Annotated in this window: 10 protein-coding genes; 2 read left to right on the top strand and 8 right to left on the bottom strand. The window is 72.2% G+C overall.

The annotated features are described in order from the left end of the window. Positions 1–329: 329 nt before the first annotated feature. Positions 330–1,436 carry a hypothetical protein gene (locus ACGFSC_RS25295; protein WP_359903396.1) on the top strand — a complete coding sequence of 369 codons (1,107 nt, stop codon included), beginning with the start codon at positions 330–332 and terminating at the stop codon, positions 1,434–1,436. Positions 1,437–2,313: 877 nt separating this feature from the next. Next, a complete protein-coding gene (locus ACGFSC_RS25290) occupies positions 2,314–3,639 on the top strand; it encodes a hypothetical protein (RefSeq protein WP_359903393.1) in 1,326 nt (441 codons plus the stop codon). Positions 3,640–3,849: 210 nt separating this feature from the next. On the opposite strand, the gene ACGFSC_RS25285 is transcribed toward ACGFSC_RS25290, so the two are convergent. The 8 genes from ACGFSC_RS25285 to ACGFSC_RS25250 all read right to left on the bottom strand — a co-directional run bounded on the left by ACGFSC_RS25285 (position 3,850) and on the right by ACGFSC_RS25250 (position 13,518). Further along, positions 3,850–4,728: a CDP-alcohol phosphatidyltransferase family protein gene (locus ACGFSC_RS25285; protein ID WP_380354263.1), complete on the bottom strand. Its 879-nt coding sequence runs from the start codon at positions 4,726–4,728 to the stop codon at positions 3,850–3,852. Beyond that, entirely contained in the window at positions 4,715–5,407 is a 693-nt protein-coding gene (locus ACGFSC_RS25280; protein WP_359903390.1) for a phosphatidylserine decarboxylase, read from the bottom strand. The genes ACGFSC_RS25285 and ACGFSC_RS25280 overlap by 14 nt, the downstream gene beginning before the upstream one ends. 489 nt (positions 5,408–5,896) lie before the next feature. Continuing rightward, positions 5,897–7,099: an acyl-CoA dehydrogenase family protein gene (locus ACGFSC_RS25275; RefSeq protein ID WP_359903387.1), complete on the bottom strand. Its 1,203-nt coding sequence runs from the start codon at positions 7,097–7,099 to the stop codon at positions 5,897–5,899. Between the two features lie 229 nt (positions 7,100–7,328). After that, on the bottom strand, positions 7,329–7,832 hold the full coding sequence (locus ACGFSC_RS25270; protein ID WP_359903384.1) for a MaoC family dehydratase: 504 nt from the start codon (positions 7,830–7,832) through the stop codon (positions 7,329–7,331). A gap of 11 nt (positions 7,833–7,843) precedes the next feature. After that, positions 7,844–8,806, bottom strand: a complete 963-nt coding sequence (locus tag ACGFSC_RS25265) for a CoA ester lyase (protein ID WP_359903381.1) — start codon at positions 8,804–8,806, stop codon at positions 7,844–7,846. A 42-nt stretch (positions 8,807–8,848) separates the two neighbouring features. Then, on the bottom strand, positions 8,849–10,879 hold the full coding sequence (locus ACGFSC_RS25260) for a protein meaA (RefSeq protein ID WP_359903378.1): 2,031 nt from the start codon (positions 10,877–10,879) through the stop codon (positions 8,849–8,851). Positions 10,880–10,888: 9 nt separating this feature from the next. Then, complete coding sequence (gene ccrA / locus ACGFSC_RS25255) at positions 10,889–12,226, bottom strand: crotonyl-CoA carboxylase/reductase (protein WP_359903375.1); 1,338 nt, start codon at positions 12,224–12,226, stop codon at positions 10,889–10,891. Positions 12,227–12,594: 368 nt separating this feature from the next. Next, a complete protein-coding gene (locus ACGFSC_RS25250) occupies positions 12,595–13,518 on the bottom strand; it encodes a TetR family transcriptional regulator (protein WP_359903372.1) in 924 nt (307 codons plus the stop codon). Positions 13,519–13,773 lie beyond the last annotated feature (255 nt).

Below are 13,773 nucleotides of genomic sequence, written 5' to 3'. Positions count from 1 at the left end.
CCAGGATCCCATCACGGGCCCGAACCGGGAGTCAACCGAGGTCACGGAGGGGTTGGTCACACGCGGACGCCGCCGACGCGCCGGGATCGCCCGGCGCGGGGCCGCCCTCCACCGGGAACACCACGTCCCCTCCCACCGGGGCACCGCCGGCTCCGCCGCCCCGCCCTCACCACCGACACCCCTGCCGCCCGCTCCCGGCACCTCCTCGGCGCCGCCGGGCCGCCGCCCGGGTGACCCGGACGGCCCAGCCCGGTGGCCGGGCGGACGGAGCGCCGGTGAACTGGTGCCCGAACACCGTCCGGTCCGTGAGCAACAGAGCGGGGAGCGAAATGCGTTGGGGAACCGCCGCCGTCGTGGCGGCCGCCGCGGTCGGGGCCGCCGTGCTGGTGATCGGCCGTCGGGCCTCCGAGCGGACGGTCCGTCCGGTGGCCGCCGTCCCGAAGTCCGGGCCGGTCCTGGTCCGCGGCCTCGCCCCCGGCCGGGTCACCTTCACCCGCGGCCCCGAGAGCCTGCGCCCCGGCCGCTGGGCGGTCGAGTGGGCGGACGGCGGGCACGCGGTCGTCGAGGAGGTCCTGCACAGCGACGAGCGGGGCGTCACCCGCCGGCTGCTCCGCGCCGACCGGGGCACGCTCACCCCCGGCACCGAGGTCCGCTTCACCCCCCGGGTCCACCTCGGCGACCCCACCGAGGCACTCGGCCTCCCCTTCACCGACACCACCGCCGACGGCGAGCTCGGCGCCCTTCCCGCCTGGCGGCTCGACGGCAAGCGCGGCACCTGGGTGATCCTGGTGCACGGCCCCGAGGCCGACCGCCAGCAGACCCTCCCGGTGCTCCCCGTCCTCGACCGGCTCGGCCTGCCCGCCCTCGCCGTCACCTACCGCGGCGACCAGGGCGCCCCCGCCTCCCCGGACGGGCTCAGCCACTTCGGCGAGACCGAGTGGCGCGACATCGAGGCGGCGGTACGGCTGGCGCTCGACAGCGGCGCGGGCAAGATGATCCTCTACGGCTGGTCGGTCGGCGCGACCACGGCCCTCCAGACCGCGGCCCGCACCGCGTGGCCGCACGCCGTCAGCGGCCTCATCCTCGACTCGCCGGTGCTCGACCTCCCGGTCTCCGCCCGCCGGGACGCCGCCCGGGCCGGGTTCCAGGGCGTCGCCGCCGAGCTCGGGGCCCTGGCCGCGGAGGGCCGCACCGGCGTCGACCTCGCCGACTTCGCCCGCATCGCCGACGGCACCGACCTGCGGGTGCCCACCCTTCTCCTGCACAGCCCCGAGGACCGGATCGCGCCCTTCGGCAGCGCCGAGAAGCTGGCCGCCGCCCGTCGCGACGTGGTCAGCCTCCAGGCCTTCCCCGGTGCCGACCACGCCGCCCTCTGGAACACCGCTCCCGACCGGTACACCGAACTGCTCCGCCGCTGGCTCACGCCGCTGCTGTAGGGCGCCGCCGGCGGGTCCTCGCCGGAACGTCTCCCGGACGTGCCGCGGTCGGTGCTCCGCTTCCGCCCGTGCGGATCGGAACGCGGCCCCACCGCCGAGGTCCGAGCCGGCCCGTTGGTTCGACCCGTCGACCCGTCGACCCGTCGACCCGATCCGTCCGATCCGTCCGACAGGGTCCGCGAGGCCCGCAAGACCCACGGGCCGCGCCCTCGCCCCCCTCCGCGTGCGGGCGTTTCCGGCTGGGCCGCGCCGGCTTTTCCGGCGCGCTTCCCCCCTGCCCACGAATGAACGTTTCCCCCATTCCGCCGTAGGCGCGCGAGAAGTCGGCCGGTCCGACTTCTCGCGCGGCACGATCCCCCCGCCCCGCCCGCCATCCGTCCGGATTCGGACTGGACAGCTCCGCCGGAAGTCGGCGGAAGGGGATTCCCCGTGCGACCGGCGCGAAAACCACCCCGATGTCAGGGACAACAATTTGCCCGGCCACTGACCCCCCACCCGTACGCACGGTAACCGCCCGAGCATTCCCGGCAACCAGGATGATGCGAGTGGCATGGGCAGGTCACACGTTTCCGGCCAGGCGGTTTGCCGCTGTTGCCCGATCTTGCGGAGGTGCCGCCACCGGTCGCCCGGTCGTACGGACAACCGGATGTGACAGAAGGCCGGTGCAAGGGGAAGACTGCTCGACGTGACGTCTCGGAACCCGCGCGACCGTGATGCCCCGCTCCCGCCGACGATCGGTACCGGTGCGACGGTGACCCGTCTCCCCGGAACGGCCCAACGGCCCGCCGGTGGCAGGCCGGGCGGGGCGGGTGTCCCCCGTAACGGAGTACCCCGGCGGCGAGGGCCCGCTCCGGCTCCCGGGCGGGGCAGGGTTCCCGTGCCCGAGGGCTTCCCGGCACCCGCCGAGCTGGCGCCGCTGGCCCGCCGGATGCTGGTGGACGCCGTCCGCGTCGCCCGCTGGGCCGGTGAGCTGGCCGAGGTCGACAAGCGCGGCGAACTGCTCACCGAGGACGCCCGCGAGGCCGGCCGGGCGCTGGCCATGACGGTCGGCGCCGCCGCCAAGGCATGGGGGCAGGCGCTGCTGGTGGGCCTCGTGGAGCCCCGGGACGGCGGAGCCGGCCCCGGCTGGCGCCTGCACGCCTGGGAGCACGACGACGAGGCCGTGGTGCGCGGATGGTCGGCGATGTTCGACGCCTGGACCCTGCTCGCCCCGGTGCCGCCCGCCGCGCTGCGCGGCGTGTTCGCCGTGCTGGCCGGGCAGGCCGTGGACCAGGCCCCGCAGCTGCTCTCCTTCCTGCACCTGGTGGACGGCCCCGTCGCCGAGAGCGAACTGCTGGAGCTGCTGCGCCGGGGCCTGGACGAGCGCCGGGTCGGCACCGGCCTCGGCGGACCGGGGCTGTCGCCGGTGCCGCACGCGGCCTCGGCCGTCTCCGCCGTCCGCGGCACCTGCCGCGCGCCGCAGATCGACACCCCGGCCGCGCCGGCCGACGTGGCCGCCGTCCTGGACTGGATGCTCGACGGCCTGGAGGCCGTCGGCGCCCTGGTGCGCAGGAACGATGCCGCGGAGCTGTCGCCGCTCGGCCACTGGGCGGTGCGGGCCAAGCTGGAGGAGATCTGCACGGTCGCGCAGACCGCGGCCGGGCACATCGAGCAGAGCGCCTTCGAGCTGCTGAACGCGTGTGCGGACTACTCGCCGGGCCCGGCCCGCGCCGAGTTCCGGGCATGGGTCGCGGCCCGTCCGGCGGACCGGGCCGTGGGCGAGCTGCTGGAGGCCGCCCGGGGCGACGACGCGCTGGTGCGCGGACTGGCCTTCGAGGCGCTGCGGGTGGCCGGCGGCCCGGCCGAGCAGGCGGTGCGCGCGGCGGTGGACGCGCCGGTGCTGCGCCCCTACGCGCTGCTGTGGCTGGCGGAGCGCGCGGACGAGGGCGTCTCCCCGGCGGACGTGCTGGGCGCTGAGGACGCGGCCTGGCTCTGGGTGGACACCGCGGCTGCGGTGCTCGACCACGGCGAGACCGAGCTGCTGGTGGGCCATGTCGAGGGCGCCTCGGCGGGCGACCCGGTCCGGCTGTTCGCGCGGGCCCGGCAGTCCGGTCACCCGCGGGCGGCCTCGGTGCTGACGGCGGTCTCGGGCGTGCACCCGGACCCGGGCGTGGCCCGGGCGGCCCGCCGCTCGGCGTTCAGCGTGCACACCGGTGGCGCCTGAGTCTTATGACTTTTGTGGGGACGTTCGGGGTCCACGGCGACCGCGACGGCGGCTCCGGCGTCCGCGTCGAGGTCCGCTCCGGTCCCTGCTCGGGTCTCCGCTCGGACGGTGCCTGAGCCCCGCACCCGCGGCGCTCGATTGTCATGACATACGAGAAGGGCCCGGAACCAACAGGTTCCGGGCCCTGACTCTTATGACTTTTGCGGGGACTCAGCCGAGCCGGGACTCCGCCCGTCGGGCGCGGACGTCGCCGACCTTCTGCCCCACCTTGCGGCGGATGACCAGCAGCGGTGCCATCGCCGCGAGCGTGATCTGGGCGAACGCGCCGACGTGCATCAGCTGGTTGCCACCGGGCAGGCCGGTGGCCCAGGCGGCCAGGCAGCCGATGGAGACCACGATCCAGCAGAGCGTCGCGGTGGCCAGCAGCCCCTGCGGCTTCGGGTACTCGATCCGGCTGACCATCAGGTACGCGGCGCCGAAGATGGCGAGCAGACCGGGCAGGAACGGCGGGTCGAGCAGCACGATGGCGATCACCGTCATCGCGCCCATCGGGCAGGGCATGCCCTGGAACACCCCGGGCCGCATCTTGACGGCCGAGAAGCGGGCCAGCCGCAGGACCACCGCGAGCAGCACCGTGATGGCGATGAGCGCCGACAGCTTGCTGTTGGAGCCCTGGGAGACCATGCCCCAGACCGCGACGAAGTAGGCCGGCGCGATGCCGAAGCTGATCAGGTCCGCCAGGTTGTCCAGTTCCGCTCCGAGGGCGGAGGAGCGCAGCTTGCGCGCCACCAGGCCGTCGAAGAGGTCGCACATCGAGCCGATCAGCAGCAGCGTGACCGCGGTGGCGGCGCTGTGCCGGTCCGGAGCGGCGTCCGGGTTGGTGATGTGCGGGACCAGGACCCCGGTGGTGATCGAGTAGATCGCCAGGAAGCCGCAGACGGCGTTCCCCAGGGTCAGGAAGTCGGCGGTGGACAGGTGCTGAGGAGAGCGCGGGGCGCGCAGCTCGCGGTCGCGCGCCCAGCGGCGGCGGCGCAGGGCCGTCTCCTCGTCGTCCAGGCCGACGATTGTCTCAGGATCAGTCACGGTCAAGGCGCGTCACCCCGGCTGTGGTCTTCTGGCCGACCTCGACGCCGACCTCGACGCCGGCCGGCAGGTAGGTGTCGACCCGGGACCCGAACCGGATCAGACCGATCCGGTCGCCCTGCTCGACCTTGGTTCCGGCGTCCACGTACGGCACGATGCGTCGGGCCACGGCCCCCGCGATCTGCACCATCTCGATGTCGCCGAGCTCGGTGTCGAAGTGCCAGACGACCCGCTCGTTCTGGTCGCTGTCCTTGTTGAACGCGGGGACGAAGCCGCCCGCGACGTGCTCGACCGACGTCACCGTGCCCGGCAGGGGCGCGCGGTTGACGTGGACGTTGAGCGGGCTCATGAAGATCGCGACCCGGGTGCGGCCGTCCGGCCAGGCGTCGATGCTCTGCACCACGCCGTCGGCGGGGGAGATCACTCTGCCCGTGCCGATCTCACGCTCGGGGTCGCGGAAGAACCACAGCATGCCCGCGCTGAGCACGCAGGCGGGTACCGCAGCCAGGGCCCACTTGCCGCTGCGCCGGGTGAGGGCGGTGGTCACGGCGGCCGTGGCGAGAGTGGGGACGAACCAGGGGGTGGCTCCGCGCGCGATGGTCACGCGGGGTCGCCGACCGGCCGTCGGGGCTGCGAGGGCATCGCGGTCCGTGACGGAGGTGTGAGGGGACGGGCTGATGGGCATCGAAGACCTTTGTCGCGGGGGATCATGGCCGCTGGACGGGGGCCACCGCGGGATCGGTAATAGAGGGACGGCTTGCTGTCCCGGTGGATGCTATCGGGAGCACACGGTGGGTGGGCAACCCGCCTGCTCGTTCATGTGTCCGGTGGCGGCGCGTGTGCGCGTCCACTCCTACGACCGTAGCTCGACCCGGTCCGGTTCCCAAGGGACCCGACAGGGCTGGTGACTCTTGTCTCAACGGGTACGCCGACGGAACCCGGTGGGGCGAAACGGCCGTAGCGGCCGCAAGCGGGTGTGCGGAAGCGGCCGCCGGGCGCGTCGTTGCAGCTGTACGCCCTGCGGCCGCTTCCGGAGGGCCGTGCCGGACCCAGGCGGACCAGGCCGGGCCCGTGACGGGGCACGGCGCTCCGCCGGCGCGGGCCCGCACGCCCGTCGACCGGCGGTTCGAGGGGGCCGCCCGGCGACGTGGTCCGTCGGCGGGCGGCCCGGGGATCAGTCGGCGATCCGGTACTCCTCCAGGAGCCGGCGCCCGACGATCATCTTCTGGATCTCCGCAGTACCTTCACCGATGAGCAGCATCGGGGCCTCGCGGTAGAGGCGCTCGATCTCGTACTCCTTGGAGAAGCCGTAGCCGCCGTGGATGCGGAAGGCGTCCTCGACGACCTCCTTGCAGTACTCGGAGGCGAGGTACTTGGCCATGCCGGCCTCGAGGTCGTTGCGCTCGCCGCTGTCCTTCTTGCGGGCGGCCATGACCATCATCTGGTGGGCGGCCTCGACCTTGGTGGCCATCTCGGCGAGCTTGAACTGGATCGCCTGGTGCTCGGCGATCTTCTTGCCGAAGGTGGAGCGCTGCTGGGCGTAGGAGATGCCGAGCTCGAAGGCGCGGCGGGCGACGCCGCAGCCGCGGGCGGCGACGTTGACGCGGCCGACCTCGACGCCGTCCATCATCTGGTAGAAGCCGCGGCCCGGGATGCCGCCGAGGATGCGGTCGGCCGGGATGCGGACGTCCTGGAGGACCAGCTCGGTGGTGTCGACGCCCTTGTAGCCCATCTTCTCGATCTTGCCGGGCACGGTCAGGCCGGGAACCGTGGGGTTCGGGCCGAAACCGGCCTCCTTCTCGATCAGGAAGGTGGTCATGTTCTTGTACGGCGTGCTGCCGCCCTCGTCGGTCTTGCAGAGGACCGCGACCAGGGTGGAGGTGCCGCCGTTGGTGAGCCACATCTTCTGGCCGTTGAGGACGTAGAACTCCCCGTCCTTGACGCCCTTGGTGGAGATGGCCGAAACGTCGGACCCGAGGCCCGGCTCGGACATCGAGAAGGCGCCGCGGATCTCGCCGGCGGCCATCCTCGGCAGGAAGTGGTCCTTCTGCTCCTGGGTGCCGTGGGCGTTGATCATGTGCGCCACGATGAAGTGGGTGTTGACGATGCCGGAGACCGACATCCAGCCGCGGGCGATCTCCTCGACCACCAGGGCGTAGGTGAGCAGCGACTCGCCGAGGCCGCCGTACTCCTCGGGGATGGTGAGGCCGAACAGGCCGAGCTGCTTCATGCCCTCGACGATGGCGGTCGGGTACTCGTCCTTGTGCTCCAGCTCGGTCGCGACCGGAATGATCTCCTTGTCGACGAAATCCCGCACGGTGGCGAGGATGTCCCGCTGGATCTCGGTGAGGCCGTCGGTCTGTGCGAGGCGTCCCATCGTGCGGCTCCGGAAAGGTCTGAGGGGCTACGGAAAGTCGGGGATTCCCCCCGGGGGGGGGATTGCGGGGGCCCTGCCGGCGTGGCTGCGGCAGCAGGGCCCCCGGTACCGGGTGGGGCGCGGCCGATGACGGCGGCCTGCCCGTCCGGGGTCTCTCGAGGGGGCTCTCCGTCCGTGGAAGGAGGCCCCCTATAGAGGGGAGAGGCCGAGAAGGCGGGGAGGGAGGGGCTCAGGAGAGCGGGGTCGGACGACCGGGCTGCTCGCCGCCGCGCTCCTTGATGTACGTCTCGGTCGGCACCATCACCTTGCGGCGGAAGACGCAGACGACCGTGCCGTCCTGCTTGTACCCCTTGGTCTCGACGTACACGATGCCGCGGTCGTCCTTGGACTTGGACGGCCACTTGTCGAGCACGGTGGTCTCGCCGTAGAGGGTGTCGCCGTGGAAGGTCGGTGCGACGTGCCGCAGCGACTCGATCTCCAGGTTGGCGATCGCCTTGCCGGAGACGTCCGGGACGGACATGCCGAGCAGCAGCGAGTAGATGTAGTTGCCCACCACGACGTTCTTGCCGAAGTCCGTCGTCTTCTCCGCATAGTTGGTGTCCATGTGGAGCGGGTGGTGGTTCATGGTGAGCAGGCAGAAGAGGTGGTCGTCGTACTCGGTGACCGTCTTGCCGGGCCAGTGCTTGTAGACCGCGCCGACCTCGAACTCCTCGTAGGTGCGTCCGAACTGCATGCCGTGGGCCCTCAGCTTTCCGGGATCTCGAACTTGGTGGTGCGCTGCATGCCCGCGGCCCGGCCCTTGCCGGCGACGACCAGCGCCATCTTGCGGCTGGCCTCGTCGATCATCTCGTCGCCGAGCATGGCGGAGCCCTTGGCGCCGCCCGCCTCGGAGGTGCAGTAGTCGTACGCGTCGAGGATCAGCTCGGCGTGGTCGTAGTCCTCCTGCGAGGGCGAGTAGATCTCGTTCGCGGCGGCGACCTGGTCCGGGTGGAGCACCCACTTGCCGTCGAAGCCGAGGGCGGCCGAGCGGCGGGCGACCTCGCGGTAGCCCTCCTGGTTGCGGATCTGGAGGTACGGGCCGTCGATCGCCTGGAGGTCGTTGGCGCGGGCGGCCATCAGGATGCGCATCAGGATGTAGTGGTAGGCGTCGGCGTTGTAGCCGGCCGGCTGCTCGCCGACGACCAGCGACTTCATGTTGATGGAGGCCATGAAGTCGGCGGGGCCGAAGATGATGGTCTCCAGCCGGGGCGAGGCCTCGGCGATGGCGTCGACGTTGATCAGGCCCTTGGCGTTCTCGATCTGCGCCTCGATGCCGATCCGGCCGACCTCGAAGTCCATGGTCTTCTCGATCTGGGTGAGCAGCAGGTCGAGCGCCCTGACCTGCTCGGCGTCCTGCACCTTGGGCAGCATGATGCAGTCGAGGTTGGGGCCGGCGCCCTCGACCACGGTGATCACGTCGCGGTAGGTCCAGTGCGTGGTCCAGTCGTTGACGCGCACGACGCGGGTCTTGCCGCCCCAGTCGCCGTTGTTGAGCGCGTCGACGATGTTGTGGCGCGCGCTCTCCTTGACCAGCGGGGCGCAGGCGTCCTCCAGGTCGAGGAAGACCTGGTCGGCCGGCAGGCCCTGGGCCTTCTCCAGGAAGCGCGGGTTGCTGCCCGGCACGGCGAGACAGGAGCGGCGCGGGCGCAGACGGTTCACAGCAGTCATAAGAATCGAGGGTTCCTTCCCAGTGGTCAGCTGGTCAGCTGTTCAGTTCGTGGTCGCGGTCGGTGCGGGCGTCCACGGCTGGAGCTTGTTGGCCAGCCGGATCTCGTCCACGATCCGGCCGATGATGGTGGTGATGCCGAAGTCCTTCGGGGTGAACACGGCTGCGACGCCGGCGGCCTTGAGGGCCTCGCCGTCCGCTGCCGGGATGATGCCACCCACGATCACCGGGACATCCTCCACCCCGGCGCGGCGCAGCCGCTTCAGGACGTCGGGCACCAGCTCGCTGTGCGCGCCGGAGAGGATGGACAGGCCCACGCAGTGCACGTCCTCCGCGACGGCGGCGGAGACGATCTGCTCCGGGGTCAGCCGGATGCCCTGGTAGACCACCTCGAAGCCGGCGTCGCGGGCCCGGACGGCGATCTGCTCGGCGCCGTTGGAGTGCCCGTCCAGGCCGGGCTTGCCGACCAGCAGGCGCAGCTTGCCGGCGCCCAGCTCCGCGGCGGTGGCGGCGACCGCGGCACGGACCTGCTCCAGCTCGCCGCCGGGCTCGGCGGCCACGGCGACGGGCGCGCCGCCGACGCCGGTGGGCGCGCGGTACTCGCCGAAGACCTCGCGCAGGGCGAAGGACCACTCGCCGGTGGTGACGCCGGCCCGGGCGCAGGCGAGCGTGGCCGGCATCAGGTTGGCCCCGGTGGCGGCGACGGCCTTGAGCTCGGCCAGCGACGCCTGGGCGGCGGCCTCGTCGCGCTCGGCGCGCCAGGCCTCCAGGGCGGCGAGCACGGACCGCTCGGAGGCCGGGTCGACCACCATGATCGCGGTGTCGAGGTCGGCGGTGAGCGGGCTCGGCTCGGTGGTGTCGAAGCAGTTCACCCCGATGATCTTGTCCTCGCCGGACTCGATCCGGGCCCGGCGGGCGGCGTGCGAGGCGACCAGGTTGGACTTCAGGTAGCCGGACTCGACGGCCGGGATCACCCCGCCCATCTCCAGCACCTTGGCGATCTCCGCCTCGGCGCCGGCCAGCAGCGCGTCGGTCTTGGCCTCGATCACCTCGGAGCCGTTGAAGATGTCGCCGTACTCCAGCAGGTCCGACTCGTACGCCAGCACCTGCTGGATGCGCAGCGACCACTGCTGGTCCCAGGGCCGGGGCAGGCCGAGCGCCTCGTTCCAGGCGGGCAGCTGGACGGCACGCGCGCGGGCGTCCTTGGAGAGGGTGACGGCCAGCATCTCCAGGACGATCCGCTGGACGTTGTTCTCCGGCTGGGCCTCGGTCAGGCCGAGCGAGTTGACCTGGACGCCGTAGCGGAAGCGGCGCTGCTTGGGGTCGGTGACGCCGTAGCGCTCCAGGGTGACCTTCTCCCACAGCCGGGCGAAGGCGCGCATCTTGCACATCTCCTCGACGAAGCGCACGCCGGCGTTGACGAAGAAGGAGATCCGGGCGACCACCTCGCCCATCCGCTCGGCCGGCACCTGGCCGGAGTCGCGCACGGCGTCGAGCACCGAGATGGCGGTGCACATCGCGTAGGCGATCTCCTGGACGGGCGTGGCCCCGGCCTCCTGCAGGTGGTAGCTGCAGATGTTGATCGGGTTCCACTTGGGGATGTTGCCGACCGTGTAGGCGATCATGTCGGTGATCAGCCGCACCGACGGGCCGGGCGGGAAGACGTGCGTCCCGCGCGACAGGTACTCCTTGACGATGTCGTTCTGGGTGGTGCCGGTGAGCGTGGCGACGTCCGCGCCCTGCTCCTCGGCGACCACCTGGTAGAGCGCCAGCAGCCACATCGCGGTGGCGTTGATCGTCATGGAGGTGTTGGTCCGTTCGAGCGGGATGCCGTCGAACAGGGTGCGCATGTCGCCGACGTGGCCGACCGGGACGCCGACCCGGCCGACCTCGCCGCGGGCGAGGACGTGGTCGGAGTCGTAGCCGGTCTGGGTCGGCAGGTCGAAGGCGACGGACAGGCCGGTCTGGCCCTTCGCCAGGTTCCGCCGGTAGAGCGCGTTGGAGTCGCTCGCGGTGGAGTGGCCGGCGTAGGTGCGCATCAGCCAGGGCCGGTCGCGCTTCTGGGGCTCAGTCATCGGCGGGTCTCACACGTTCCTGAAGCGGTTGATGGCCGGCAGGTGCTTCTCGCGCAGCTCGGGGTCGGTGACGCCCAGGCCCGCCTCGGGGGCCAGGCAGAGCACGCCGACCTTGCCCTGGTGCTTGTTGTGGTGCACGTCCAGGGCGGCCTGGCCGGTCTCCTCCATGGAGTAGACCTTGGACAGCGTCGGGTGGATCTTGCCCTTGGCGATCAGGCGGTTGGCCTCGAAGGCCTCGCGGTAGTTGGCGAAGTGCGAGCCGACGATCCGCTTGAGCGACATCCACAGGTACCGGTTGTCGTACTGGTGCATGTAGCCGGAGGTGGAGGCGCAGGTGACGATGGTTCCGCCCTTGCGGGTGACGTACACCGAGGCGCCGAAGGTCTCCCGGCCCGGGTGCTCGAAGACGATGTCCACGTCCTCGCCGCCGGTGAACTCGCGGATCTTCGCGCCCAGGCGCTTCCACTCGCGCGGGTCCTGGGTGTGCTCGTCCTTCCAGAACCGGTAGCCCTCGGCGGAGCGGTCGATGATCGCCTCGGCGCCCATGGCGCGGCAGATCTCGGCCTTCTGGTCGTTGGAGACCACGCAGATCGGGGTGGCGCCGCCGGCCAGCGCGTACTGGGTGGCGTACGAGCCGAGGCCGCCGCTGGCGCCCCAGATCAGCACGTTGTCGCCCTGCTTCATGCCGGCGCCGTTGCGCGAGACCAGCTGGCGGTAGGCGGTGGAGTTGACCAGACCGGGGGAGGCGGCCTCCTCCCAGGTGAGGTGCTTGGGCTTGGGCAGCAGCTGGTTGGTCTTCACCAGGGCCAGCTGGGCCAGGCCGCCGAAGTTGGTCTCGAAGCCCCAGATGCGCTGCTCCGGGTCCATCATCGTGTCGTTGTGGCCGTCCGCGGACTCCAGTTCGACCGAGAGACAGTGCGCGACGACCTCGTCGCCCGGCTTCCAGGCGTTGACCCCGGCGCCGGTGCGCAGCACCACGCCGGCGAGGTCGGAGCCGACCACGTGGTACGGCAGGTCGTGGCGCTTGGTGAGCGGCGACAGCCGGCCGTAGCGCTCCAGGAAGCCGAAGGTGGAGACCGGCTCGAAGATCGAGCTCCAGACGGTGTTGTAGTTCACCGCGCTCGCCATGACGGCGACCAGGGCCTCGCCGGGGCCCAGCTCGGGCAGGGCGACCTCGTCGAGGTGAAGGGACTTGCGGGGGTCCTTGTCGCGGCTGTCGAGGCCCGCGAACATCTGCTCCTCGTCCTTGTGGAGCGTCACCGCGCGGTAGGACTCGGGGAGCTTGATCGCCGCGAAGTCCGCCGACGTGGTGTCGGTGCTGATGATCGCGTCGAGGATTTCCTGCATGGCTGCCTCCGAAGGCGTACCTGTGTGAGGGCACAGGGCGTCTGGGGGAGCCGGGAGCGGACACCGGCTTCGCTGAGGTGGGTGGTGGGCGGGTCAGACTGGGCACCCGGGGTGGACCGGGCCGTTCTGGCTCTGCTCCCGGGGTGTGGGAACGCCGGACGACGGCGCGCCGAGGTGGGGAGCCGCGGCGCCGCGACTGGTGAGTAACAAGGTAGTGGCACCCTGTGCCACTCGTAAAGACACCGGGTGTCACGAATTCCGGCGGCCTCGGGGGCGGCGTGACGCGCGTTGCGCGGGCATGCGAAAGGCCCGCGCCGACTTCTCGGCGCGGGCCCTCGATACCGCTCTGACCTGCGTGAATACTGCGCTTATGACTCCCGGGCGCCGCTCAGTGCGGCCCGGATGCTGTCCACCACGACCTCCAGTGGAGCGTCCGTCCGGGCGACTGTGATGAGCACCTCACCTCCGGGACTGGCACTCAGTGCGCTCTCCGCCCCGGTGTCCCCGGGGGTCACATTGGCACCCGGTGCCACCAGTGATCCCCGACGCCTGGCACCCGGCGCGCTGGCGGCCCAGAAGGTCCGCCGGATCACCTCGAAGGAGTGGTCCAGCTGCGCCTCCACGTCGCCCCGGCCGCCGGCCCGCAGCCAGCGCCGCAGCACGTGGTTGTGCGCCGCGACCACCGCCGCCGCCGAGACCTCGGCCAGCATCGAGTCGTCCTCGCCGCCGCGCTGCCAGCCGGACGGGATGGACTCGCCGGTGTCGAAGCGCCCCAGCAGGTAGCGGGTGAACAGCCGCTCGTAGCGGGCCACCACGGCGATCTCCCGCTCGCGCAGCGCCGGGACCTGACGGATCAGCTGGTACCGCGCGACCGACACCCCCGGGGTGGAGGCGTACATCCGCAGCACCTCCTTGATGCCGCGGCAGACCACGTCCAGCGGGTGCTCCTCCGGCTCCGCGCTGGCCAGCAGGTCGGCCACCCGCACCAGGGTGTCGTCGTGGTCCGGGAAGATCGCCTCCTCCTTGGACCGGAAGTACCGGAAGAAGGTGCGCCGGGCCACCCCGGCGGCGGCCGCGATCTGGTCGACCGTGGTCTCCTCGTAGCCCTGCGACGCGAACAGCTCCATCGCGGCCGTGGCCAGGTCCTGGCGCATCTGCTGGCGCTGCGCCGCCGCCCGGCGGCTGCCCGGCCCGCCGTCCGGCCCGGTGCCCCCGGTCGAGGGGGCGGTCCGGCCGTCGCCGCCGTGCGGCCCGGCGGGGTGCTGCGGGGAGCTTGACTGAACCCGATCCATGTCCGGAACGCTACACGGCCCGGACGGCGCGGCCACGGCCCTTCCCCGCCGCACCGGTGCGACCGGACCGGTCACGGCCGGGCGGGGCCAGCGGGAGGACACCGTCCCGGGGCTCCAACCGGGGCGCGCGGAGGCCGCGGAGGGCGCGGATCCCTGCGGCGGGGCGCCGTTGCCGGAAGCCGCGCCGCCGTGGGGCTGCGCCCCGTGCGGTGGCGCCCCGTGCGGCGGGGATCCGTACGGCTGTGCCGCGTGCGG

It is taken from the genome of Kitasatospora sp. NPDC048715 (genome assembly GCF_043198905.1).
GTDB lineage: Bacteria > Actinomycetota > Actinomycetes > Streptomycetales > Streptomycetaceae > Kitasatospora > Kitasatospora lactacystinica.
The sequence above is the reverse complement of the archived record's forward strand: the minus strand, read 5'-3'. Positions and strand labels throughout refer to the sequence as shown.

Bases quoted from the DNA above. Each gene is read 5' to 3' on its own strand.
- ACGFSC_RS25295 (WP_359903396.1), top strand. From the start codon at position 330: ATGCGTTGGGGAACCGCCGCCGTCGTGGCGGCCGCCGCGGTCGGGGCC.
- ACGFSC_RS25280 (WP_359903390.1), bottom strand. From the start codon at position 5,407: ATGCCCATCAGCCCGTCCCCTCACACCTCCGTCACGGACCGCGATGCC.
- ACGFSC_RS25275 (WP_359903387.1), bottom strand. From the start codon at position 7,099: ATGGGACGCCTCGCACAGACCGACGGCCTCACCGAGATCCAGCGGGAC.
- ACGFSC_RS25270 (WP_359903384.1), bottom strand. From the start codon at position 7,832: ATGCAGTTCGGACGCACCTACGAGGAGTTCGAGGTCGGCGCGGTCTAC.
- ACGFSC_RS25265 (WP_359903381.1), bottom strand. From the start codon at position 8,806: ATGACTGCTGTGAACCGTCTGCGCCCGCGCCGCTCCTGTCTCGCCGTG.
- ACGFSC_RS25260 (WP_359903378.1), bottom strand. From the start codon at position 10,879: ATGACTGAGCCCCAGAAGCGCGACCGGCCCTGGCTGATGCGCACCTAC.
- ccrA (WP_359903375.1), bottom strand. From the start codon at position 12,226: ATGCAGGAAATCCTCGACGCGATCATCAGCACCGACACCACGTCGGCG.
- ACGFSC_RS25250 (WP_359903372.1), bottom strand. From the start codon at position 13,518: ATGGATCGGGTTCAGTCAAGCTCCCCGCAGCACCCCGCCGGGCCGCAC.